Origin of the sequence: Thalassococcus halodurans (genome assembly GCF_900108225.1) — a bacterium.
Lineage (GTDB): Bacteria > Pseudomonadota > Alphaproteobacteria > Rhodobacterales > Rhodobacteraceae > Thalassococcus > Thalassococcus halodurans.
The window spans coordinates 750,392-774,285 of sequence record NZ_FNUZ01000001.1 but is presented as its reverse complement, the minus strand read 5'-3'; the positions used below and the strand labels follow the sequence as shown (position 1 = coordinate 774,285).

The following is a 23,894-nucleotide window of genomic DNA, read 5'->3' as shown; positions in this document are numbered from 1 at the left end:
GGGAAATTACCGGTTGTTGGTGAAGGTAAAGGCGGCCTGGATCGCGTACATGATCCGATCAAGCAGGAAGCCGATGATGCCGATGGTGAAGACCGCAACCATGATCTTGGCCAGCGACTGGGAAGAGCCGTTCTGGAATTCGTCCCAGACAAATTTGCCAAGGCCCGGGTTTTGCGCCAGCATTTCAGCGGCGATCAGAACCATCCAGCCAACACCCAGCGACAGGCGCAGACCGGTGAAGATCAGGGGCAGGGCGGACGGCAGAACCAGCTTGGTGATCTTGGTCCATGTGTTCATTTTCAGAACCTTGGAAACCGACACCAGATCCTTGTCGATGCTGGACACACCCAGTGCGGTGTTGATCAGCGTGGGCCACAGCGAACACAGGGTCACGGTGATGGCCGAGATCAGGAAGGACTTCGAGAACATGCCGTCGTTTGTTGTGTAAACGGCGGACACCACCATGGTTACGATCGGCAACCATGCCAGCGGGGAAACGGGTTTGAAGATCTGGATCAGCGGGTTCAGCGCAGCATTGGCTGTCTGGGACAGACCGGCCGAGATACCCAGCGGGATCGCGACAGCAGATGCAATCAGGAAGCCGAAGAAAACGGTTTTGATCGAGGTCCAGATTTGGTCGTAGTAGGTCGGCTTGCCTGTGTAGACGCGCTCTTTGACCTTATCTTCTTGACCATTTGCGATCAGCTTGGCGTTGCGTTCGTCCTGACGCACGTAAAACGCGGCTTCTTTTTCGGTTTCGCGAACGGCGTCTTCATGCAGATTGATCACCTGTTCCCAGACCTGAGCAGGCCCCGGGATCGCGCCGAGCGATGTTTGAACTTTGGGCGCAAGGCTGCCCCAGAGAACGAGGAATGCGCAGATAGCCAGAACAGGCACGCCCAGCAGGCGCCAGATTTCTTTCGCTTGGGCACCGGGATTGTCACCGGCGACAGCGCGCAGGATGGGGGTGACCCAAGACAGGCCTAAGGCGCTAAACCAAGCGTCAGCTTTGTTGATGCGGGTGAAGAGGCGGGCACGGCGGGCTTCGGCCTCTGCGTCGACGACTTCAGGATCAATGGCGGTCATTAGGAGTGTCCTGTGATCAGGTAGGTTGGAAAGAGAGAAGGGGAGAGAAAAGGCCCCCCTGCGATAGTCTGCAGGGGGAACAGGGAGAGGTGAGGGTTAGCCTTTGATTTCGCTGCCAACGACGATCTGTTCGCCTTTCAGGCCAATCGGCAGGCTGTCGAGGTAGGCGTTCGGCGCTTTGCCGTCATAGGCGATGCCGTCGATGATATCTTCGGCAGGTGTCGGAGCCTTGAAGCCGTCGCTGTCCCACGGGAAGTCAGCTTCGTTTGCCAGACCTTCATCAACCAGCATGCGCGCGGCGTTCAGGTAGATGTCGGGGCGGTAAACGGACTTGGCTGTTTCGATGAACCATTCGTCGGACTTCGGCTCGGCGATTTGGCCCCAGCGGCGCATCTGTGTCAGGTACCAGATCGCGTCCGAGTAGAACGGGTATGTCGCGTTATAGCGGAAGAACACGTTGAAGTCGGGAACTTCGCGAACGTCGCCTTTTTCGTATTCAAAGGTGCCGGTCATCGAGTTCGCGATCACGTCGTAATCTGCGCCCACGTATTCGGAACGGGACAGGATTTCGACCGCTTCAGGACGGTTGGCGTTGTCGTTTTCATCCAGCCAGATCGCCGCGCGGATCAGCGCTTTGGTGATGGCTGCTGTGGTGTTCGGGTACATTTCCGCGAATTCTGCGGTGATGCCGAATACCTTCTCGGGGTTGTTCTTCCACAGTTCGTAGTCTGTGACGACCGGAACACCGATGCCTTTGAATACGGCCTGCTGGTTCCACGGCTCACCCACGCAGTAGCCAAAGATCGTGCCCGCTTCGAGCGTGGCCGGCATCTGCGGCGGAGGTGTTACGGACAGCAGAACATCCGCGCCGATCTGGCCAGAGATGTCTTCTGTCGAATAGTAACCCGGGTGCAGGCCACCTGCGGCCAGCCAGTAGCGCAGTTCGTAGTTGTGTGTGGAAACAGGGAAAACCATGCCCATGTTGAACGGGATGCCTTGGTCTTTGTAGTCCTCAACAACCGGTGCCAGTGCCTCGGCGCTGATCGGGTGCTGCGGGCGGCCATCGTCCATTTTGGGGATATTCGGCTTCATCTGTTCCCAGATTTCGTTGGAAACCGTGATGCCGTTGCCGTTCAGGTCCATCGAAAACGGCGTGATGATGTGTGCTTCTGTACCAAAGCCGATTGTCGCCGCCAGAGGCTGACCAGCCAGCATGTGCGCGCCGTCCAACTGACCGTCGATGACGCCGTCCAGAAGAACTTTCCAGTTTGCTTGTGCTTCCAGAGTAACGAACAGGCCTTCGTCTTCGAAATAGCCGTTTTCATATGCTACAGCGAGCGGTGCCATATCGGTCAGCTTGATAAAGCCGAAGGTCAGCTCGTCTTTTTCCAGATCAAGCATCTCGGCGCTGGCGGGCAGGGCCACCAGCATGCTTGAAGCAAGAGCGTAAGAAAGAATTTTTTTCATTAGACGTCCTGTCGTTTTGGCCATCAGGGCCGGGAAAAGAAAAAAGCCGCGCGTCTGAGCGATGACGGGGAGGATGTCATCAAACAGACGAGCGGCTTTGCTCGGATATGTGTTGGTGCCTACGTCGGTACCGGAAAGTCGTGGGCGTCTATGCCCTGTGACTACATTCTATGAAGGCCGGGTGCGGCTCAACAAAGGTTCCCGTTTTTTTGCCAAGATTCTGCTGCATCGCAGAAATTGCCTAAAAAATAGTCAAACTTCCTGACCTGAGTCGAAGATTTTGCCGTCAAAAAATGCGTCAGGCCCCAGAATCAGGTGCCCGCGAGTCGATGCAACGGCTGTCGCGTGACGCATTGACCCCTCAAGTTTCTCGGATGCGCCGGGCATATCGGCCCCAATTGTGCTTAGGTGCTGACGATACAGATCAGAGCGGAAGCTTTTCTTGGCCGTTTCGATTCCCTCTGCATCGGCATTCAGACGCGCCGCGATCCATGCGGCCTGACTGCGCCACGGGAAATTGGCGGCATGGCGGTTGAAGATCAGGAAGTTTTCGACGTGTTCGCCCGGAAGGCCCATGTCAGGCGACAGCGAGTTGCTGATCGCAGGGTCGATCACGGTGTCCGGCAAATCCAGATGTGCGCTGCGGCTAAGAATGTCGACGGCGAGCGGCTTGTTCGAACCGGTATCCAGCCAGCGCGCCGCTTTATAAATAGCGCGCATCAGTGCGCCGCAGGTTTCGGGATTTTCGTTCGCCCATTCATGGCGCACGGCCAGAACCTTTTCCGGTGCGAACTGCCAGATAGCAGAGCTTGGCAGGATCAGGCGGCCAACGCCGCGCGCAACAGCGACACTGCCCCAGGGTTCGCCGACGCAGAATACATCAACCAGACCGTTTTCCAGCGCATCGGCCATACGCGGCGGCGGGGTGGTGACAATCTCGATCTCGATCCCTGCTTCGGCGGCCTTATCTGACAGCCAGTATTCAAACAGCAGCCGGTGCATTGAAAACGGAAAGGGCACACCAACGCGCAATTTTCCTTTGGCCGCGGCCAAAAGCGCCTCGGCGTTTAATGTGGGATCAGCAAAGGGCACATCGCCCATCGCTTTGGACATATCCTGCGAAACGCCGATGATCGTGCCATTGACCGACAGAACCATCAGCGCGTCGATCTGAGCGGACAGTCCACCCAAGCCCATCGACATGGCAACAGACATCGGCGCCAGCATCTGGGCCGCTTCAAGATGCCCAAGCGCAAGCATATCGCGCAGCGCCGACCATGACGGCTGCGGTGTCAGTGTCAGTTCCAGACCTTCTTCGGCTGCAAAGTTCAGTTCTTTCGCGATGATCAGCGGGGCAGAATCGATCAGCGGAACGTATCCGCAATTCAGGTGTGTTGCGCTCATGACAGCAAATCCGATGCGGTCACGAGGGCCTGCGCGACGTCGATCACCTTTTTCCCCTGATCCATCGCGGATTTGCGTAGCAGGGCATAGGCTTCGTCTTCGCCAATGCCGCGCGCTTTCATAATAAGACCCTTCGCACGGTCGATGGTTTTGCGATCTGCCAGCGCGCGTTTGGCGGCGTCCAGTTCGGTCTGCATTTTGCGCATGACCTGAAACCGCGCGATGGCCGTTTCGATCACCGGTTTGATCCGGTTCATATGAAGTCCGTCGACAACATAGGCACTAAGCCCCGCCTGAATTGCGGCTTGGGTCATTGTGTCATCGGTTTTGTCGACAAACATCGCCACGGGACGCGATTTGGCGTCGCTGACCATGCTGATATGTTCCAGCGTGTCGCGATCGGGGTTCGCCAGATCGATCAATACGATGTCCGGCGACAACGTTTTCATCTTGCGATCAAGGGCGGTCACATCGCCGACGACATGCAGATTGGTCCACCCGTCAGCAGTGAGGGCGTCGATAATAGAGTGGGCTCGTTCGGGGTCCGGTTCGACCACCAGAATGCGCAGGTCCTGATCCATAGTCTTCGCGTCTCTTAAATTTTGCGAAAGTCGAAGGGGGCAAGGTGTGTGCAGGGCACTGGAACACGCTTGGTGGCCATTCGGTAGGCGTCAAATTGACCACGTGACGGAAATTTGGGCATTTAGGTAAGCCTGATCCTGATGCGAAGGGTACAAAATGGCTTTTCTCTTTACGGCCAATTTGTCTAAGTACAACAGAGATAAAGGAGTATCGGTTGCATGAAGCGAATGCGCAGCAACTCTGTCGGTGTCGAACAAGGCAATGTTGAGCTTTTCTCCGATTTCGCGACCGGTGGCGACATGTGGACCGGATCCGGAGCCCGTGAGCGCCGCAAGTGGATCGCCTTTTCCGAAAGCTTCCGGTCAACGCCCGTAGTTCATGTCACCCTGTCGCTGTGGGACATGGACTCGGACGCCAACGTGCGTGCCGATATTGTGGCCGAAAAAGTGGACACTACCGGTTTCGAACTGGTCTTTCGCACGTGGGGTGATACCCGCGTAGCCCGCGTCCGGATGAGCTGGATGGCGATTGGCGAATTGCCGAACGAAGACGACTTCGAGCTGCTGCTGTAAAAAAACGGGCCGCTGGGGCCCGTTTTCTTCGATTAGATCAAGATCTAAAACTTACAGGATGCCTTCGTAGATCGGGCCCAGTGTTTCTGTCTCGAACAGGGACGAAACCGATGTACCGTTCCAGATGTTCAGGATCGCTTGGGCGAACATCGGGGCTGTCGGGACAACGCGGATATTCGGCGCGGCCTTGGCTGCCTCTGTCAGTTCGATCGAGTCTGTGATGACCAGCGACTTCATGACTGACTTGGAGATGCGTTCAACCGCAGGACCGGACAGAACGCCGTGTGTGATGTAGGAATGCACCTCGGTCGCGCCGTGTTCCATCAGAACCTCGGCCGCTTTGCAGAGCGTGCCTGCCGTGTCGCAGATGTCGTCCACGATGATACATTTCTTGCCTTTGACGTCGCCGATGACAGTCATCTCGGCGATCTCACCGGGCTTTTCGCGGCGCTTGTCGACGATGGACAGCGGTGCGTTGATACGTTTCGCCAGTTCACGGGCACGGGCCACGCCGCCCACGTCGGGGGACACAACCATCACGTCTTCCAGACCGTCCTTGAACTGCGACAGCACGTCCAGAGCAAAGATCGGCGAGGCATAAAGGTTGTCCACCGGAATATCGAAGAAGCCCTGAATCTGCGCTGCGTGCAGGTCCATTGTCAGGATGCGTTCGATGCCAGCCGACACCATCATGTTGGCAACCAACTTGGCTGTGATCGGTGTACGTGCCTTTGTGCGGCGGTCCTGACGGGCGTAGCCGAAGTAGGGGATCACTGCGGTGATGCGTGCCGCCGAAGACCGGCGCAGCGCGTCGGCCATAACCAGCAGCTCCATCAGGTTGTCGTTTGCGGGGTTCGACGTCGACTGGATGATGAACATGTCTTCACCACGGACGTTTTCGAACACCTCGACGAAAATTTCTTGGTCATTGAACCGTTCGATGCGGGCGTCGACCAGACCGACGCTCATGCCGCGATAGAGCGACATACGGCGCGAGATGGCTTGCGCCAGCGGCAGGTTCGCGTTTCCAGAGATAAGTTTGGGTTCGATGACGGCAGGCATTGGGCTTGTCTCCGGATTAACGATTCGTCAGAGTGCGCGTCGATTAACACGGCGCACCCGTGTGGCAAAGGCGAACCCGCAGAGGAGGACGAAAAGTGCCCCATATTGATTACTTCTTTGCGACATTGTCGCCATATGCCTATCTCGCAGGCCAGCGACTGGAAGAAATCGCAGACAAACACGGCGCGACAATCACCTATAAGCCGCTGGACATCATCGCGCTGTTCGGGCGCACTGGTGGCACCCCGCCAAAGGATCGTCATCCCAGCCGTCAGGAATACCGCGCGCAGGAACTAAAGCGTCAGGCGGCGAAGGCCGAAAAGCCGTTCAACCTGCAACCGATGCACTGGCCGACCAACATGGCGCCGTCGTCCTATGCCATCATCGCCGCGCAAAAGGCGGGTGGTGGCGATTTGGGCGCGCTGACCCACAGCTTTATGCGGGCCTGCTGGGCCGAGGAAAAGAACATCGCCGACGACGAGGTGGTGCGCGCATGTCTGAGCGCGGCCGGCTTTGATCCGTCGCTTGCCGACAGCGGATTGCTGGTCGGGGCCGAAGAATACGCGGCCAATCTGGAAGAGGCCGTCAATCGCGGCGTCTTTGGCGCGCCGTTCTATGTAACCGACACCGATCAGCGGTTCTGGGGGCAGGACCGTCTGGCAGATCTGGACGCCCACCTGTCGGGTAACTTGTGAACGGATAGACTGTGACTGAACCAACGATCTTTACACGCTCCTTCGGGAAGGGGCCGGAAGGCGCTTTGTGCCTGCATTGTGCCTTGGGCCATTCCGGTTTCTGGGCCGCATATGAACCCCTGTTGGGGGATCGTCTGACGATGCGCGGCTTTGATATGCCGATGCATGGCAAGAGCGCAGGCGTTCCCTTGGACGGCGATGTACACGATCAGGTCACGAATATCGCTGCGGGTCTGTTGGAGGACGGCGATCATCTGATCGGACACAGCTTTGGGGCCACGATTGCGCTGCGTCTGGCCGAGATGTTTCCCGATAAGGTGAAAACGCTGACCCTGATTGAACCCGTTCTGTTCGCTGCGGCCAAGATCGTGTCGGTTCAGGCCTTTGACGACCATTTCGAACAGGCGTCCCATGCGCGGAACAAGTTTCACGAAGGCGACGGGCTAGAGGCCGCGCGGCTGTTTACCTCGATCTGGGGTGGCGGACGTCCTTGGGAAAAGACGCCCCAGCCGGTGCGCGATATGATGGCGAAACAGATGGCCTTTGTGTTCGGCAGCAACCCCGCGCTGATGGATGATCGGGCCGGCGTGTTGAAACCTGACGCGCTGGCAAAGGTCACAATGCCGACGCTGCTTCTACGCGGGTCTGAAACCGCCCCTGTTATTCAGGCCGTCCATCAGGGGTTGGATCAGGTGCTGCCCAACGCGCGGGATCAGGTGATTGAAGGTGCTGGTCATATGGCCCCCATGAGCCATGTGGACGATGTCGCAAAAGCGGTCAGCAACCTGTTGGATCAGGATTTCTGACCGACTTTCGGTTCCTGACCAGCCCGTAGCCGCGAGATATTGGCGCGGTGGCGGTAGAAAACCATCAGCGTCAGGATCATGCCCAGCAGCAGCGCCTCTCCGCGGCCCAGAAGCAGCATCCACAAGGTCGAGCTTGAGGCACAAACCAGTGCGCCCATGCTGGAAATCCGTGTCAGCGCAACCGCGGCAAGCCATGTGGCGCAAACCAAAAGGCCAACGGGCCAGACCAAAGCCAGCAGAACGCCAAGGAAAGTGGCAACACCCTTACCACCTTTGAACTTGAGCCAGACCGGATAGCAGTGACCGATAAATGCCAAGAGGGCGGCCAGTTGGGCTGCATCTTCGCCAGCAACGGCGCGTGCAATCAGAACAGCTACCGCGCCTTTTGCTCCATCAAGTAACAGCGTCAGCGCGCCAGCCGATTTGCTGCCTGTCCGTAAAACATTTGTTGCACCGATATTGCCCGACCCGATCTGACGTGGATCGCCAAGGCCAAAGACCTTCGTCACAACCAGTCCGAAGGGCACCGATCCCAGCAGGTAGGCAAAGACGCCCAATAGCAGAAGAAGGGGCAGGGATGTCTCGATTGCGGGCATGGCACTCGCCTCATTTGCGATTATTTTGCGAGAGTTTACCCGCAGGGCACGTTTCCGCCAAGCACAGAAGATGTGTCGGCAAATGGCCGCGCCGCAAGCGACGCAGCGTTGCGGGATCAGAGCTTGTAGACAGTTTCGCCCGACACCAGCGTACGCAGGATGCGACCCTGAAGGCGTGCACCGTCGAAGGGGGTGTTCTTGGACTTCGACTTCAGCTTGAAACGGTCAAGGATCAGCGGTTTGTCGGGGTCGAACAGGATCAGGTCGGCGGGAGCGTTCTTTTCCAGACGACCACAATCCAGACCCAACCGTTTGGCGGGGTTCAGGGATAGGGCGCGGAACAGTGTCGGCAGCTCCAGATCGCCGGAATGATACAGGCGCAGCAGAACCGGCAGCATGGTTTCCAGACCGACGGCACCGGATGCGGCCTCTTCAAACGGCAGGCGTTTGCTTTCTTCGTCTTGCGGGGTGTGCATCGATGAAATCGTGTCGATCAACCCGCTGCGAATGGCGTCGATCACGGCCTGACGGTCCTCTTCGGCGCGAAGCGGCGGTTTGACCTTAAAGAACGTGCGGTAGTCAGACACATCCAGTTCATTCAGTGTCATATGGTGCATGGACGTGCCTGCGGTCACGTCGAACCCATTGGCCTTGGCGCGTTCCAGCGCGGGCAGGGCGCGGGCGGTTGTGATCTGGTCGGCGTGGTATTTCGCACCGGTCATTTCGACGATGGCGATATCACGATCCAGCCCCATGCGTTCCGCCATAGGTGACACACCCGGCAGGCCACGCAGCGATGCGAACTTGCCCGAGGTCGCAGCCGCCCCCTTGGACAGGCCGGGGTCCTGCGGATGGCCGATCACCAACGCACCCAGCGAACGGGCATAGGTCATTGCGCGGCTTAGAACCTTGGTGTCGGTGACGACGTTGTCGCCATCGGTAAAGGCCACGGCACCTGCATCAAGCAGAAAGCCGATTTCAGACATTTCGCGACCCTGACGGCCCTTGGTCAGCGCAGCCATGGGGCGGACGTTGACCGGCGTCACCTCGTTCGCACGGCGGCGGATGAATTCCAGCACTTCGGGGTTGTCGATGGCCGGATCGGTGTCGGGACGTGTGACCATCGTGGTCACGCCGCCAGCGGCAGCGGCCTGACCGGCTGTCTTGAAGCTTTCCTTGTGGCGTTCGCCCGGTTCGCAAACCTTCACGCCCAGATCAACGATCCCCGGCGCAAGGCAGGCACCACCTGCATCAATCACGTTTTCCTGCGGGACGCGGCTGATCGCGTCTTCTGCCTCGGACAGGGACAGAACCGCCGTGATGCGGCCATCCCCGATCAGCACGCCACCCTCGGTCACGGTATCCGCAGAGGGGTCGATCAGGCGGGCGTTTTTGATCAGTGTGGCGGTCATGGTCAGGGTCCGTGCGATCGAAACAATTAGAACAGAACCAGCGCCAGAATGGCGATGATCAGAATGGCCAAGCCAGCCATAATCAGGGTCAAAAGACGGGAACGGCCTGTGCTTTCACCGGCTTGGCCAAGCGCGCCTTCCAGAACGCCCTTGGCGCTTTGGGCGGACAGCGGAATTTTGGCTTTGCTGCGACCGGGTTCCTCAAACGTGCCGACCCAGCGCAGCGGCATGCCGATGGTCAGAACCTGTGCGGTGTTGTCAAAGGCCTGACTGGGCAGGACCAGAACATGACCCGTCAGCGAATCCAGTTCGCGCGCGGACAGCTTCAGGTCATCGCCTGTCAGTTCATATCCCTGCCGCAGGTAGGTCGAAAGCGGCATATCCCCGAGATCGCGCAGGTTCACGACCTCGACGAACGAATTCCTCAGCTTGGTCGCGCCCAAGGCGTACTGCAACGGCCATTCGCCCGTGCCTGCCTGTGTCGTGAACCGTTCGATCGCCTCGGGTGGCAGGTTGATGTGGAACACGCGGGTGATTCCGCTCTCAGAGGATTTGATCTCCATCTGTGTCATGCCATCACCTCTTTCGGGCGGGCGCGCAGGTTGCGGGCCAACAGGTCCATCGCGGCCATACGCACGGCAACGCCCATTTCCACCTGTTCCTGAATAACAGAGCGGTTGATGTCGTCGGCAATGGTACCGTCGATTTCCACGCCACGGTTCATCGGGCCGGGGTGCATGACGATGGCGTCATCCGCCGCATAAGACAGCTTTTCGGCGTCCAGACCGTAGCGGTGATAATATTCCCGCTCGGACGGGATAAAGCCGCCGTCCATACGTTCTTTCTGAAGGCGCAGCATCATCACGACGTCCACATCCTTCAGGCCTTCACGCATATCGTCGTAAACCTCGACCCCGAAGTGTTCGATGCCCGACGGCATCAGCGTGGGCGGTCCCACCAGACGCACGCGGTTTTCCATTTTGTGTAGCAACAGGATATTCGACCGCGCCACGCGGCTGTGCGAAATGTCGCCACAGATCGCGATGTTCAGGCGGTGCAACCGGCCCTTGGCACGGCGGATCGTCAGCGCATCCAAGAGCGCCTGAGTGGGGTGTTCGTGCTTGCCGTCACCTGCGTTCAGAACGGCACAGTTTACCTTTTGCGCCAACAGATCGACCGCACCGGAATGGGGATGGCGCACAACCAGCAGATCTGGGTGCATCGCGTTCAGCGAAAGCGCTGTGTCGACCAGTGTTTCACCCTTTTTGATCGAGCTGGCCTGCATCGCCATGTTCATCACGTCCGCGCCTAGGCGCTTGCCCGCCAGTTCGAAACTGGCCTGTGTGCGGGTGGAGTTTTCGAAGAACATGTTGATCTGCGTCAGACCGGACAGCACGCCGGAACGCTTTTCGCGCTGGCGGTTCAGCGTCACGTATTTGTCAGCCAGATCCAGCAGCGTCGTGATTTCATCGGGTCGCAGGGGTTCAATGCCCAGAAGGTGACGCTGGTCGAAACGCATGTGCAATTCCTCGGAAAGATCGCGGCGGTTATAGGCAGGTCGCGCGGTTGCGGCAAGGGGATCGAGGATGTCTTTCGGCGGGGCGCTGCCACGTGTAAGGTCCGGCCATGGAATCGGAACTGGATTGGCATAGCGCCCGTGCGCTTTTGGAGTGGCAGGTGGAACTTGGCGCGACCGAGGCCATTTGCGAAACGCCGATCAATCGCTTTGAGATTCCCGCAACTCAGCCCGCCGCAGCGAAATCCCAGCCCCAGCAACCTGTCGCGCCAGTTGCCTTGCCGCAGGTCGATCCGGTGGCCGAGGCGAAAGAAGCTGCATCTGCCGCTGGCGATCTGGCCGCGCTGCAGGCTGCCATGGCGGCGTTCGAACACTGCGATCTGAAACGCGGCGCGCGCAATCTGGTGTTCAGCGATGGAACGGCGGGCGCCCGCGTGATGATCATCGGCGAAGCGCCGGGGCGCGACGAAGATCGCGAAGGTCGGCCTTTTGTCGGGCGCGCCGGGCAGCTACTGGACAAGATGTTTTCCGCAATCGGTATGGGCCGTGACCGCGACGGTGATCAGGCAACCTATATCACCAACGTGATGCCGTGGCGTCCGCCGCAAAATCGCGACCCAAAACCGGAAGAGATTGCCATGATGAAGCCGTTTCTTGAACGGCACATCGCGCTGGCAAAACCTGAATTGCTGGTGGTGATGGGCAATATTTCGGCGCAGGCGGTGTTGGGTCAGCGCGGGATCACGCGGTTGCGTGGGAATTGGGCGACTGCGTGGGACTTGCCTGTGATGCCGATGTTCCACCCCGCATACCTGCTGCGCAATCCGATGGCCAAACGCGAAGCATGGGCCGACCTGCAAGCCATTCAGGCGCGCCTAAAAGGGTAAAAAGACATGAGCAGAATTGACGAAACCCGCGACTTTATTCCGGTGCGCATTGCCGTTCTGACGGTCAGCGACACGCGCGAAATGGCAGATGACCGGTCCGGCGACACGCTGGTCGGGCGTTTGACCGAAGCGGGCCACACATTGGCCGCGCGGGATATCATCAAGGACGAACGCGACCAGATTGCCGCCAAGCTGCGCGAATGGTGTGCCGACCCCGAGATTGACGTGATCCTGTCCACTGGCGGCACTGGTCTGACCGGCCGCGACGTCACGGTCGAGGCGCACCGCGATGTTTATGAAAAGGAAATCGATGCGTTCAGCACGGTTTTCACAATGATTTCCATGCAAAAGATCGGCACATCCGCGATTCAAAGCCGCGCCACGGGTGGCGTTGCCAATGGCACGTACCTGTTCGCGCTGCCCGGCAGTCCGGGTGCCTGCAAGGACGCTTGGGATGAAATTCTGGTCAAACAGCTCGATTTCCGGCACCGGCCTTGTAACTTTGTCGAGATTTTTCCGCGACTCGACGAACATTTGCGACGGAAATAATCCGGACCTGCGTATAACCTTGGACTATGTACGTCTTTGCGTTTGGCTTAGGCGTCCTAAATCTATGGCATCTGTGTCGCCTGCTTAAGGATCGGTTTCTATGCGTTTTCTGCGTCAAAGCCTGACGGGGCTTTTTCTTCTGGCTGCTACGCTGGGACTCTTGGTTTATGCCGCTGCGACAGTGCGCGACGCCGTGCAGACCCGTATGTCCGAAGAGCCGCGCGTGCCGCAGGCGCGGGAACGTGTGTTTACCGTCAATGTGGTCACCGCCACAGCAGGACGCGAGGTGCCTGTGCTGACCGCCTTCGGTCAGGTCGAAAGCCGCCGCGAACTGGAACTGCGCGCCAGTGCCGGTGGGCGGATTGTCGAATTGGCGGATGGCTTTGTCGAAGGCGGGCATGTCGAAGATCAGCAATTGCTGGCGCGCATCGATCCCGCAGATGCCGAAGCGGCATTGGAACGCGCGCAATCCGATTTGTACGACGCCGAGGCAGAGGCCCGCGAAGCCGCAGACGCCGTTGTTCTGGCGCAGGACAATCTGACTGCGGCCCAAGAACAGGCGCAGCTTTATGAAAAGGCGTTCCAGCGTCAGACAGATTTGCAAAACCGTGGTGTTGGTACTGCTGCCGCTGTTGAAACAGCCGAACTACAGGCATCCAGCGCACGCGTGACCGTGATCCAGCGCCGTCAGTCTTTGGCCGAGGCGAAGGCCCGCGTGGATCAGTCCGCAACCACCGTGCAACGCGCGAAACTGGCGGTGTCCGAGGCGGAACGTAGCCTTGCCGACACCGAAATCCGCGCGGGGTTCTCTGGTACGCTCAGCGATGTGACGGTGGTCGAAGGGCGCTTGGTGTCCTCGAACGAACAGATTGCAAGTCTGGTGGACCCCGACGCGCTTGAGGTGGCCTTTCGCGTATCTACTCAGGCCTATGCGCGTCTGTTGGATGACAATGGCCAATTGTTGAAGGCGGATGTGACCGTCACGCTGGACGTATTCGGCACCGATATCGAAGCACAGGCGCGGATTGACCGCGTTGCGGCCTCGACCGGCGATGGCCAGACGGGCCGTGTGGTTTATGCCCGCATGGACCGCGCCCCCAGCTTCCGCCCGGGTGATTTTGTAACTGTCAGCGTGCAGGAACCGGCGCTTGACAACGTGGTGCGCCTGCCTGCCACGGCGGTTGACGGCAATGACACGGTTCTGGTGATTGGCGAGGAAGAGCGCCTGATCTCGGCCAGCGTGCAGGTGATGCGCCGTCAGGGTGACGATGTTTTGGTGCGTGCGCCTGAACTGGAAGGCAAACAGATCGTGGCGCAACGGACGCCCTTGCTGGGTGAAGGGATTAAAGTCCGCACTCTGGCGCCCGCTGGAGAAAACGCCACGGCGGAACCCACACTGCTTGAACTGACCGAGGAACGCCGCGCCCGACTGGTGGCCTTTGTTGAAGGCAACGGGCGGATGCCGGAAGAGGCCAAGAAACGTGTGCTGGCGCAGTTGTCGCAACCCAAAGTCCCCGCTGAAGTCGTCGAGCGTATCGAAGCGCGGATCGGGGGCTGATCATGGCGCGTCAGATCTCGGCCAGAACGGGCGGATTGTTCAGCTACTTCACCCGTCACAGGACCTTGGCGAACTTGCTGTTGGTCATGATGTTGGCGGCTGGTTTGCTCGCCATGCCGAACATGCGCGCGCAGTTTTTCCCCGATGTGATTATCGACGAAATCGATGTCAGCGTCCGCTGGGACGGGGCAGGGGCCGAGGATATTGATACCGGCATCATTCAGGTGCTTGAACCTGTGCTGCTGGCTGTTGAGGGCGTCGAAGGCTCGGTCTCGCGATCCCGCGAAGGCGTGGCGAGCATTGAGCTGGAATTCGAACCCAACTGGGACATGGCCCGCGCCGCCAATGATGTGCGCCAAGCCGTGGATGCGGTGACGGAACTACCCGACGATGCGGATGAGCCGGAAATCGGGCGGTCGACGTGGTTTGACCGTGTGACGGACGTGGTGATCACCGGCCCTGTCGGTGCGGATCAGCTGGCGCGGTTTGCCGATGAATTCGTCGCGCGTCTGTTTGTCGAGGGCGTGACCTCGACCACCATTCGCGGGGTGGCCGCGCCGCGCACGATCATCGAAGTGCCCTCGGCCAACCTGATCGCCTATGACGTCACCATGCGCGAAATCGCAGCGGCCATTGCGGCCGAGGTCGACGCCGATCCCGCAGGCGAAGTGCAAGGGGCCAACGCCCGTATCCGCACGGGCACCGAAAAGCGCAGCGCTGAAGAGATTGAGGGGATCGTTCTACGTTCGAACCAAGATGGCACCAAGCTGACCATCGGCGACGTGGGCACAGTTTTTGTCGAAGGTGTTACGCGCGAACGCAGCTATTTCGTGGGCGAAAACCCTGCGATCTCCGTAAGGGTCGACCGTAACGCCCGTGGCGACGCCATCGGCATCCAGCGCACGGTCGAAGAGGTCGCGGCGAAGCTTGAGGCGGAACTGCCTGCTGGCACCGAAATCGATCTGATCCGGACCCGCGCCGAACAGATCACAGGGCGTCTGAACATCCTGTTGGACAACGGTCTGACCGGTCTGGCGCTGGTCGTTTTGTTGCTTTTCCTGTTCCTGAACGCGCGCATCGCGTTCTGGGTCGCGGCGGGTATCCCTACGGCGATGCTGGCGGCTGTGGCGCTGATGTACGGGTTCGGGATCACGATCAACATGATCTCGCTTTTCGCGCTGATCATCACGCTGGGGATCGTGGTTGATGACGCCATTGTCGTGGGCGAACACGCCGATCATCTGGCGCGGCGCGGGCTGTCACCAGTCGAGGCGGCGGAAACGGCTGCGCGACGTATGGCCTTGCCCGTGTTCTGCGCCACGCTGACGACCGTGATCGCGTTCTTCGGACTGGTCGCGATTGGTGGGCGGTTCGGTGACCTGATCAAAGACATTCCGTTCACCGTCATCGTGGTGCTGCTGGCATCGCTGGTGGAATGTTTTCTGATCCTGCCCAACCACATGTCCCACGCCCTGAAGCACACCGGCAAGGAACACTGGTATGACCTGCCGTCGCGTGTTGTGAACCGTGGTTTCCGTTGGTTCCGCGATAACATTTTCCGCCGTGTGATGGCTGGAGTCGTGGCGGGCCGCTACGTTGTTCTGGCGGCGTCGATTGTTCTGTTGGCCTCGCAGGCGTCGCAACTGATCCGTGGTGATGTGAACTGGCGCTTCTTTAACGCGCCCGAGAATTCGTCGGTCACAGGCAACTTTGCCATGGCACCGGGGGCGACGCGCGACGACAGCATCGAAATGATGCGCGAAATGCAGCGCGCGGTCGAGGCGCTGGGCGCGGAATACGAAGAACGCTATGGCAAAAATCCGGTGGCTTATGTGCTGGCGGAAATCGGTGGCAACGCCGGTCGCGGCTTGTCTGGCACCGAAAGCAAAGACCCCGAACAGCTTGGCTCGATTTCCATCGAACTGATCGACGCAGACGAACGCCCCTATTCCAGTTTCGCCTTTGTGGGCGAACTGCAAGACAAGGTCGTGAACCACCCCTTGGCTGAAACGGTCAGCTTCCGTGGCTGGCGGTCGGGCCCCGGCGGTGACGCGCTGGATGTGCAATTCTACGGTGCGGACGCGGCGGTTCTTAAGGCGGCCTCGGAAGACCTGAAAGAAGCGCTGCTGCGTTTCCCCGAGGTATCGGCAGTCGAAGACAATCTGAGCTATGACAAAGAGGAACTGATCCTTGATCTGACGCCGCAGGGACAGGCGCTGGGCTTTGATATCGACAGTCTGGGCACAACGCTTCGCGCACGTCTGGGCGGGCTTGAGGCCGCGACATATCCCGATGGATCGCGGTCTGCCTCGATCCGCGTGGAACTGCCGGAAAGCGAACTGACGGCGGACTTCTTGGAACGCACGCAACTGCGTACGCCGGACGGTAACTACGTGATCCTTGGTGACATCGTGGACGTTGAGCGCCGGACCGGATTTTCGACAGTCCGGCGCGAAAACGGCATCCGCCTGATTTCCGTCACCGGCGACATTTCCGAAGACAACGCCGAACGCGCCAACGAGATCATGAAGGCGCTGGAGGAAGAGATTCTGCCCGCCATCGCCAGCACCCGTCAGGTCGATTTTCGCCTGTCCGGATTGTCCGAACAAGAGGGTGAATTCCTATCCGATGCGATGACGGGTCTGACGCTGGTGTTGCTGGGGATTTACCTTGTCCTGTCGTGGGTCTTTGCCAGCTGGTCGCGGCCTTTCGTAGTGATGGCGATCATTCCGTTTGGTCTGGTCGGTACGATCTATGGTCACGCGATCTGGGACATTCCGACCAGTATGTTCACGGTCGTCGGCTTTCTGGGGATGACAGGGATCATCATCAACGACTCGATTGTTCTGGTGACGACCATCGACGAATACGCCGAAAACCGTGGGATCATTCCAGCCATTATCGACGGCACAGCCGACCGTTTGCGCCCTGTTCTTCTGACCACGCTGACAACGGTTCTGGGCCTTGCGCCGCTGCTTTATGAAACCTCGTCGCAGGCGCAATTCCTGAAGCCGACTGTTGTCACGCTTTGCTATGGTCTGGGCTTTGGCATGGTGCTGGTGCTTCTGGTCGTGCCGGCGCTGATTGCGATTGGCGAGGACTTTGGCCGTGCCAAAACCGCGTTGATGCATGGTCTGCGTTTCCGCGTGGCGCGGGTGCGTGCGGCGTATTTGGCGGGTGTGGCGGTTCTGCTGGCGTGGTTGGCGGCGACACTGGGAGCGTTCGCCGTGAACGGAGCGATGGCTGGCCCGCTGGTGCAGATGTTCCCACAGGTCACGTCGCTGCAAATGGCCTTTGCGCTGTTTGTTGTAGGCGCGGCGGTCTTGGCCTTGGTGGCTTATATCGTGGCAGGAAGCTTGATCGCGGTCAGGCGCAAACGCGCCTGATCAGCCGTCGCAGCCTTTGATGTCGACCGCGTAGGATTTGCCCAGAACGGTGATGCGAATGCCCGAGCGATCCAGCGCAAAGGGCTTGCCTTCGACATGGGACAGATCCGCTGCGGTGATCAGCTCTTTTCCCTGACGTGTGACATCCGGTTCGGACACCCAGATCATCGGGTTCGAGGTTTCAATCACGGTTTCTTCTTTGCCGCCACTGTCCGCCATGGGAATGCGCGCGGTCAGGGTGACACCGTCGCTGCTTGGGGCGATGTCACAGGTGACTTTGCCGACGCCTGCCTCTTTTTCCGAAAACGGGCGGTCGGAAAGCGCGGCTGCGATCACCGGATCGGGCTTGGTCGTATCCGCCGTGAGCGTCGCGCGGATGGTCACGCTGTGCGGTAGGCAGATATCCTTGCACAGACCCAAATCAACGCGGGCGTTCAGATTAATATCGCCGTCGGCAGAGGGCGTGATCTGGATCGGGAAAACGACCTGATCGGAATAGCCGACCGACCGCATTCCAGCTTGGTACATCACCTTGGGCGTGGGCCATGTGATGCCAACGGATTCCATATTGGACGACCCCGACCAGTCAAAGCTGGGCGGAATGCCCGCATCGCCGGGCGCGCGCCAATACGTCTTCCACCCCGGTGCCAGCGTCAGTTGTAGCGCGGTCATATGGGTGCCGTCGGCCTTGCGCCAACCGGGTCGCAGTTCGGCCTGAACGATATTGCTCAGGTCCGCTGCCGTGGCAGCAGAGCCCAAGGTCATAAGGGCCAAAGCCGATGTCAGAATCTTGTTTTTCATGTCGGCTAAGATGTGGGCATTCGGTCTGAAATGAAAAGTCACGACTAAGCGAAGGCACGAAGCCGTGATAACTGTGACACGTCGTACAATCGGGCAACGGGCCTTGCGCCTTGGGGTGCTGTCGGCCATGCTGGTAGCAGATTATCGGAGCAGAACATGTCTGATCAGTTGAAAGACACGAGCCTGACAGGAAAGCTGCTGATCGCCATGCCGGGCATGGGCGATCCCCGATTTCTACAAAGCGTCATCTACATGTGCGCCCATTCGGATGATGGGGCCATGGGGTTGATCATCAACAAACCCAGCAAGGATATCCGCCTGAAAAAACTGATGGATCAGTTGGATATCGAAGTGACGCCAGACATGGTGGATATGCCGGTGCAATTCGGCGGCCCTGTCGAAACGGGGCGCGGATTTGTGCTGCATTCGCCTGATTACACGTCGGTTGTGACGACGCTTGAGGTGAACCAAGATTTCCACATGACGGCGACCTTGGACATTCTGGAAGACATCGCCAAAGGCAAAGGTCCGCAGGAAAAGCTTATGTGTCTGGGCTATGCGGGGTGGGGCCCGAACCAGCTTGAGGGCGAATTGGCCCAGAACGGCTGGCTTGTCTGTGATGCCGACCCGCTGTTGGTTTTCGGCACGCCCAATGTGCTGAAATGGAGCGCGGCGCTGTCCACGCTGGGCGTGTCGCCGCATATGCTGTCTGCCGAAGGGGGCAGCGCCTAATCCGGCTTCAGATTGCGCAGGATACGGCGGGTTGCCGTGACCAGCGGGTCGTGGGTTTGTTTCAAAATTTCGATACGGTCAAAAGCATTCGGGTCGCTGTCCAGCGCGTTGCGCAGCGCTTTTCCGAACGTTTGGCGCAGTTCGGTGCCGATGTTGAATTTGCAGATGTTCGAGTTTCCGGCCAAGGCGCGGCGTTGATCCATTGGCACACCCGATCCGCCGTGGATCACCAACGGAACGCCGGTCAGCGCCTGAATGTCGCGAAGACGCGTTTCGTCCAGCGTGCTGCTGGCGCTTGATTGCAGATGCACGTTTCCGATCGAAATCGCCATGGCATCCACGCCCGTCTGTTCGGCGAAAATCGCGGCCTCGGCGGGGTCAGTGCCCTTTGACGCGGCACCGTCGTGATAGCCGACAAACCCGATCTCGCCTTCGCAGGATGCCCCGGCCGCGTGGGCCATTTCGGCAATCGCTGCGGTCTCAGCGATATTGTCCTCAAGCGGTTTGCGGGAACCGTCATACATGACCGATGTGAAGCCCAGATCCAACGCCATCTGGCATTCCTCGCGGCTATAGCCATGATCTAGATGCAGCACGACCGGCACGCTGGCGTGTTCTGCCAGATGCCGAAACATGGAGGCTATAATGGGCAGGGGCGTATGGGCGCGGCATGCTGGACCGGCCTGTAGGATCACCGGCAGCCGCTCGGCCTCGGCGGCGGTTACGAAGGCGCGGGCATCTTCCCATCCCAGCACGACCAACCCCGCCACGGCATAGCCATCGCGCAGGGCTGGTTGCAGCACCTCGGACAGGGTGGCGACGGTCATTTGAACTTGGCCACCATGTCCATAATGCCGGGGATCGAATACAGCTGTTCGGCGTGGGTCGGCTGGAAATACTGTTTCAACGACCGCTGGCTGAGCCCGCCAAGGATTGTGAAGTAATACATTTCGTACCCCGGCAGCACGCAGCAGGGGTGATAGCCCTTGTCGATCAGCACGGTGGACCCGTCCACGATGTGATAGGCATCGCCCGGTTCATTATCGACCCTTTGCAACATCTGAAGTCCCGATCCGTAGTTCGGTTTGAACCGGAAGTTATAGGTTTCATCGTGGCGTGTTTCGTCGGGCAGCCTGTCAGTATCATGCTTGTGGCTGGGAAAACCCGACCATCCGCCGGCACCGACGGTAAACAGTTCGCTGACCAGCAAACGGCCCACCTTGTCGTGGTGATGGGCGCCTAGGATATGTTTGATCTTGCGGTGTGTTTTGGTGTCGTCCGAGCCGTATTGCACCACGTCCAGATCAGCCGCCCGCACATCGAAGGGTTCCAGAACCTTGTCGTATTTCGCACCGGCAATGAAGGTTTCGGTTTTGTCCGAAACACAGGTCAGACGCACCTTGGCACCGACAGGCACGTAAACGCCTTCCGGTTCACCATCCCAGACATCTTCGCCACGATTGCCAAGCTGCGTGTAAACCGCACCGTCCACATCGACATCCACGGTTCCAGTCGCGGGGACAACGCAGGTTTCATAACCTTGGACCTGATATTCGAACACCTCGCCCTTGGTCAGTTTGACGATGTTGAAATAGGTCAGGGGGACAAGGTTGTCTTCTACATCCACGATGGGTTTGTTTGCATTGTCGTAGGGGGCGATATGCATGGGGGTCTTCCTCAGGGTTGCGTCGGAACGGGGTGGTCGCGCAGGAATGCGTCTAGGTCTTCGGTGGTGGGCATGGCGGGTGCGCAGCCCGGTCGTCTGACGGTGATCGCGGCGCAGGCTGATCCGCGCAGAATGGCGGATTCCAGATCGTGTCCTGCCGCGAGCGACGCCAACAGGCCGGACAGAAAGCTGTCACCCGCGCCGACCGGTTTGATCGCTTGGGTTGGATAGACGCCGGTTCTGATCCGCTGGCCAGACCAGAAGGTGATCGCGCCGTCGGGGCCCATTTTGTAGATTGCCAGCTTGCCTGCCGTGGCCAGGTCTTCGGCCATCGCCAGCCCTTTGCCCGCGCCGCCTGCCATGAAGTCGAACTCTTCATCATTGCCGACAATCACATCGCTGGCCTCTGCCGCGCGGGTCAGAACGTCGGATGCAACCTCGGGCGAGGGCCAAGAATAGGGGCGGTAGTCGATGTCAAAGACAATCGGCAGACCTGCGGCTTTGGCGTTGGCAAAGGCCTTGAACGTCGCGCTGCGCGAGGGTTCAGAGGCGAACACGGTTCCGGCACCCAGCACCACGTCAAAACGGGTGTAATCGACCTGATCGACATCCGACTCGGTCACCTGAAAATCGGCGGCCCCGTTGCGGTAAAGGACATTCTGGAAATCCTCGGTCCGGCTTTCGTAGACCGCCAGCGACGTGCGGAATTCCCCGTCAATTGACCGGATGTAGTCGTTACTGACCCCGTAGTGTTTCAGCCGGTTGATACAGAACCGTCCCACAGCGTCATTCGAAACGGAAGTGACCAGCGCGGCGCCGCTGCCCAGTTTGGACAGGCCAACGCAGGTGTTAGCGGACGACCCACCCAGATCGGCCTGAAACACCTCGGCGTCCTCGCTTTTGACGCCGACGTCTTGCGCAAACAGGTCCATCCCCGCGCGGCCAAAGACCACAAAGCGGTTGCCTCTGATCTTTTCGAAAAGCCTGTCCATCTTGGCCTCTTACGATCTGTAAATGCGTCTTGCGTGACGGTAGACCTCAGGATATGAATTTTGCAACCGGTTGCAAATGAAATCTGAGCAGGGGAGGGCGCAGAATGACCGAAATCGGAATAGGCATTCTTGGCGGCGGCTATATGGGGAAGGCGCATTCTGTCGCGATGGCGGCGGTGGGTGCCGTGTTCAATACCAAGCCGCGCCCGCGTCTGGAAATGATCTGCGCCACCTCGGATGAGAGCGCGGAACGGTATCGGGCGGCCTATGGATTTTCCCGCGCAACAAGCGACTGGAAGGAACTGGTCAACGACCCCAAGGTCGATGCCGTTGTCATCGCCTCACCCCAAAGCACACACCGCATCGTCGCCGAAGCGGCCTTTGCGCTGGGCAAGCCTGTGTTCTGCGAAAAGCCGATGGGCGCATCATTAGAAGACAGCGCCGCCATGGTCGCCGCGGCCGAGGCGTCCGGCATCGTCAACATGGTGGGCTTCAACTATATCCGCACCCCCGCCAGCCAGTACGCCCGTCAACTGTTGGCCGAAGGTGCGATTGGCGACATCACGTGGTTCCGTGGGGAACACACAGAAGATTTTTATGCCAACCCCGAAATACCAGCCACATGGCGTGCAACGGGCCGCGCAAATGGAACCATGGGCGATTTGGCCCCCCATATGATCAACGCGGCATTGGCTCTTATGGGACCGATCAAAACTGTCATGGCCGAGGTCGAAACGGTCCACGCCCAGCGCACAGGCGGTGCTGTCACGAACGATGATCAGGCCCAGATGATGTGCCGCTTTGAAAACGGCGCGATGGGGCATTTGTACATCTCACGCGTCGCGACGGGGCGGAAGATGGGTTACGCTTACGAAATCACTGGCACCAAAGGCGCGATCCGGTTTGATCAGGAAGATCAGAATGCCCTGTGGCTTTATAAGGCCGAAGGTCCAGAGGCACAGCGCGGCTTCACCAAAATCCTGACGGGTCCGGCGCATCCTGATTACCTGCCGTTCTGTCAGGGCGCGGGCCATGGAACGGGCTATCAGGATCAAATCATCATCGAAGCCAAGGATTTCCTGACGGCCATCGCCGAAGGCAAGTCGATGTGGCCGACATTCAAAGACGGGCATGAGGTGAACCGGATTATTTCGGCAGCGTTTGCATCGCACGAAAGCCGTGCCTGGCAGGATATCAGCGACTTCTAAGGGGAGGTGGCGCAATGGCGATCAGGATCGGAAATGCCCCCTGTTCTTGGGGTGTCGAGTTTGCCGATGACCCCCGTAACCCCACGTGGGAAACGGTTCTGCAGCAATGCGCCGAGGCCGGATACAAGGGGATCGAACTCGGGCCCGTGGGCTTTATGCCCGAAGATCCGGTGTTGCTGGGCGATGCCCTAGCCCAACATGATCTGGAACTGATCGGTGGCGTTGTTTTCCGCCCGTTTCACGATCCGCTGGCATGGAACGACGTTCAGGATGCCACCCATCGCACGGCCCGTTCCCTTGCCGCGCATGGGGCCAACCATCTGGTGCTGATCGACTCGATTTCCGAACGCCGCGCGCCCACCGCAGGGCGGGCGAATGAGGCTGAACAGCTTATCGCCTCTGAATGGGACGGGTTGCGGAACCGTCTCGCCGAGGCCGCGCGCATCGGCACCCAAGAGTATGGCCTGACTGTCAGCATCCACGCCCATGCCGCGGGGTTCATGGACTTTGAACCAGAACTGGAGCGGCTGCTGGACGAAGTCGACGAAAGCCTGCTGAAAATCTGCTTCGACACGGGCCACCACAGCTATGCGGGCTTCGATCCGGTGGCCTTCATGAAGCGGCACATGGATCGCATTTCCTATGTTCATTTCAAAGACACCGATCCCAATATGAAGGCGCATGTGATCGAAAACCGGATCGGGTTCTACGATGCCTGCGGGCAGGGGATGTTCTGTAATCTCGGGCAGGGCGAAGTGGACTTTCCGGCGGTGCGTGAACTGCTGGAATCGTCGGGCTACGATGGCTGGTGCACGGTCGAACAGGACTGCGATCCGCTACTTGACCCCGATCCCGTGGGCGATGCGCGCAAGAACCGCGATTATCTGAAATCTATCGGCTTTTCCTAAGGAGGCGTT

23 protein-coding genes are annotated in these 23,894 nt (G+C 59.2%); 10 read left to right on the top strand and 13 right to left on the bottom strand.

All coding sequences use genetic code 11. The features are described from left to right. Positions 1-6: 6 nt before the first annotated feature. From C4S59_RS03805 to C4S59_RS03790, 4 genes are all read right to left on the bottom strand, one after another. Positions 7-1,086, bottom strand: coding sequence for an ABC transporter permease (locus tag C4S59_RS03805; RefSeq protein ID WP_103909119.1), 1,080 nt, complete (start codon positions 1,084-1,086; stop codon positions 7-9). Positions 1,087-1,182: 96 nt separating this feature from the next. Next, positions 1,183-2,553 carry a CmpA/NrtA family ABC transporter substrate-binding protein gene (locus C4S59_RS03800; RefSeq protein WP_103909118.1) on the bottom strand — a complete coding sequence of 457 codons (1,371 nt, stop codon included), beginning with the start codon at positions 2,551-2,553 and terminating at the stop codon, positions 1,183-1,185. 252 nt (positions 2,554-2,805) lie between these two features. After that, positions 2,806-3,957, bottom strand: a complete 1,152-nt coding sequence (locus tag C4S59_RS03795) for a CmpA/NrtA family ABC transporter substrate-binding protein (protein ID WP_103909117.1) — start codon at positions 3,955-3,957, stop codon at positions 2,806-2,808. After that, positions 3,954-4,538, bottom strand: coding sequence for an ANTAR domain-containing response regulator (locus tag C4S59_RS03790; protein WP_103909116.1), 585 nt, complete (start codon positions 4,536-4,538; stop codon positions 3,954-3,956). The genes C4S59_RS03795 and C4S59_RS03790 overlap by 4 nt, the downstream gene beginning before the upstream one ends. 219 nt (positions 4,539-4,757) lie before the next feature. Here C4S59_RS03790 and C4S59_RS03785 point away from each other — a divergent pair, with 219 nt between their 5' ends. Continuing rightward, positions 4,758-5,111: an H-type lectin domain-containing protein gene (locus tag C4S59_RS03785; protein ID WP_103909115.1), complete on the top strand. Its 354-nt coding sequence runs from the start codon at positions 4,758-4,760 to the stop codon at positions 5,109-5,111. 51 nt (positions 5,112-5,162) lie between these two features. Here C4S59_RS03785 and C4S59_RS03780 read toward each other — a convergent pair whose 3' ends face one another. Continuing rightward, on the bottom strand, positions 5,163-6,173 hold the full coding sequence (locus C4S59_RS03780; RefSeq protein WP_103909114.1) for a ribose-phosphate pyrophosphokinase: 1,011 nt from the start codon (positions 6,171-6,173) through the stop codon (positions 5,163-5,165). Positions 6,174-6,268: 95 nt separating this feature from the next. On the opposite strand from C4S59_RS03780, the gene C4S59_RS03775 reads away from it, so the two are divergent. Together C4S59_RS03775 and C4S59_RS03770 are read left to right on the top strand one after the other, a co-directional pair. Next, complete coding sequence (locus C4S59_RS03775) at positions 6,269-6,868, top strand: 2-hydroxychromene-2-carboxylate isomerase (RefSeq protein WP_103909113.1); 600 nt, start codon at positions 6,269-6,271, stop codon at positions 6,866-6,868. A gap of 11 nt (positions 6,869-6,879) precedes the next feature. Continuing rightward, complete coding sequence (locus C4S59_RS03770) at positions 6,880-7,674, top strand: alpha/beta fold hydrolase (RefSeq protein WP_103909112.1); 795 nt, start codon at positions 6,880-6,882, stop codon at positions 7,672-7,674. Here the strand turns inward: C4S59_RS03770 and plsY are convergent. From plsY to C4S59_RS03750, 4 genes are all read right to left on the bottom strand, one after another. Beyond that, the gene (gene plsY, locus C4S59_RS03765) at positions 7,662-8,270 is read right to left on the bottom strand and encodes a glycerol-3-phosphate 1-O-acyltransferase PlsY (protein WP_103909111.1); all 609 of its coding nucleotides are present in this window, start codon (positions 8,268-8,270) and stop codon (positions 7,662-7,664) included. The genes C4S59_RS03770 and plsY overlap by 13 nt on opposite strands. A gap of 116 nt (positions 8,271-8,386) precedes the next feature. Beyond that, positions 8,387-9,682 (bottom strand): dihydroorotase, encoded by a 1,296-nt coding sequence (pyrC, locus tag C4S59_RS03760; RefSeq protein WP_103909110.1) that lies wholly within the window; start codon positions 9,680-9,682, stop codon positions 8,387-8,389. 26 nt (positions 9,683-9,708) lie between these two features. Next, positions 9,709-10,254 (bottom strand): aspartate carbamoyltransferase catalytic subunit, encoded by a 546-nt coding sequence (locus tag C4S59_RS03755; protein ID WP_103909109.1) that lies wholly within the window; start codon positions 10,252-10,254, stop codon positions 9,709-9,711. Then, positions 10,251-11,201: an aspartate carbamoyltransferase catalytic subunit gene (locus tag C4S59_RS03750; RefSeq protein WP_103909108.1), complete on the bottom strand. Its 951-nt coding sequence runs from the start codon at positions 11,199-11,201 to the stop codon at positions 10,251-10,253. The genes C4S59_RS03755 and C4S59_RS03750 overlap by 4 nt, the downstream gene beginning before the upstream one ends. Before the next feature lie 107 nt (positions 11,202-11,308). Here C4S59_RS03750 and C4S59_RS03745 point away from each other — a divergent pair, with 107 nt between their 5' ends. The 4 genes from C4S59_RS03745 to C4S59_RS03730 all read left to right on the top strand — a co-directional run bounded on the left by C4S59_RS03745 (position 11,309) and on the right by C4S59_RS03730 (position 17,578). Then, positions 11,309-12,085, top strand: a complete 777-nt coding sequence (locus C4S59_RS03745) for a uracil-DNA glycosylase (RefSeq protein WP_103909107.1) — start codon at positions 11,309-11,311, stop codon at positions 12,083-12,085. Between the two features lie 6 nt (positions 12,086-12,091). Further along, positions 12,092-12,634 (top strand): molybdenum cofactor biosynthesis protein B, encoded by a 543-nt coding sequence (moaB, locus tag C4S59_RS03740; RefSeq protein WP_103909106.1) that lies wholly within the window; start codon positions 12,092-12,094, stop codon positions 12,632-12,634. 100 nt (positions 12,635-12,734) lie between these two features. Further along, entirely contained in the window at positions 12,735-14,192 is a 1,458-nt protein-coding gene (locus C4S59_RS03735) for an efflux RND transporter periplasmic adaptor subunit (RefSeq protein ID WP_103909105.1), read from the top strand. A 2-nt stretch (positions 14,193-14,194) separates the two neighbouring features. Continuing rightward, a complete protein-coding gene (locus tag C4S59_RS03730) occupies positions 14,195-17,578 on the top strand; it encodes an efflux RND transporter permease subunit (protein WP_103909104.1) in 3,384 nt (1,127 codons plus the stop codon). On the opposite strand, the gene C4S59_RS03725 is transcribed toward C4S59_RS03730, so the two are convergent. Continuing rightward, the gene (locus tag C4S59_RS03725) at positions 17,579-18,379 is read right to left on the bottom strand and encodes a protein-disulfide reductase DsbD domain-containing protein (protein WP_103909103.1); all 801 of its coding nucleotides are present in this window, start codon (positions 18,377-18,379) and stop codon (positions 17,579-17,581) included. Between the two features lie 156 nt (positions 18,380-18,535). Here C4S59_RS03725 and C4S59_RS03720 point away from each other — a divergent pair, with 156 nt between their 5' ends. Further along, positions 18,536-19,111 carry a YqgE/AlgH family protein gene (locus C4S59_RS03720; RefSeq protein ID WP_103909102.1) on the top strand — a complete coding sequence of 192 codons (576 nt, stop codon included), beginning with the start codon at positions 18,536-18,538 and terminating at the stop codon, positions 19,109-19,111. Here the strand turns inward: C4S59_RS03720 and C4S59_RS03715 are convergent. The 3 genes from C4S59_RS03715 to iolC are packed head-to-tail and all read right to left on the bottom strand — an operon-like array spanning position 19,108 to position 21,769. Continuing rightward, positions 19,108-19,938, bottom strand: a complete 831-nt coding sequence (locus tag C4S59_RS03715) for a class II fructose-bisphosphate aldolase (protein WP_103909101.1) — start codon at positions 19,936-19,938, stop codon at positions 19,108-19,110. The genes C4S59_RS03720 and C4S59_RS03715 overlap by 4 nt on opposite strands. Further along, entirely contained in the window at positions 19,935-20,777 is an 843-nt protein-coding gene (locus C4S59_RS03710) for a 5-deoxy-glucuronate isomerase (RefSeq protein ID WP_103909100.1), read from the bottom strand. Before C4S59_RS03710 ends, C4S59_RS03715 begins: the two co-directional genes overlap by 4 nt. Before the next feature lie 11 nt (positions 20,778-20,788). Next, positions 20,789-21,769 carry a 5-dehydro-2-deoxygluconokinase gene (gene iolC / locus C4S59_RS03705; RefSeq protein WP_103909099.1) on the bottom strand — a complete coding sequence of 327 codons (981 nt, stop codon included), beginning with the start codon at positions 21,767-21,769 and terminating at the stop codon, positions 20,789-20,791. Positions 21,770-21,873: 104 nt separating this feature from the next. Between iolC and C4S59_RS03700 the strand changes: the two genes are divergently transcribed. Continuing rightward, positions 21,874-22,977, top strand: a complete 1,104-nt coding sequence (locus tag C4S59_RS03700) for a Gfo/Idh/MocA family protein (protein ID WP_103909098.1) — start codon at positions 21,874-21,876, stop codon at positions 22,975-22,977. A 14-nt stretch (positions 22,978-22,991) separates the two neighbouring features. Beyond that, positions 22,992-23,885, top strand: coding sequence for a sugar phosphate isomerase/epimerase family protein (locus C4S59_RS03695; RefSeq protein ID WP_103909097.1), 894 nt, complete (start codon positions 22,992-22,994; stop codon positions 23,883-23,885). Positions 23,886-23,894: the final 9 nt, after the last annotated feature.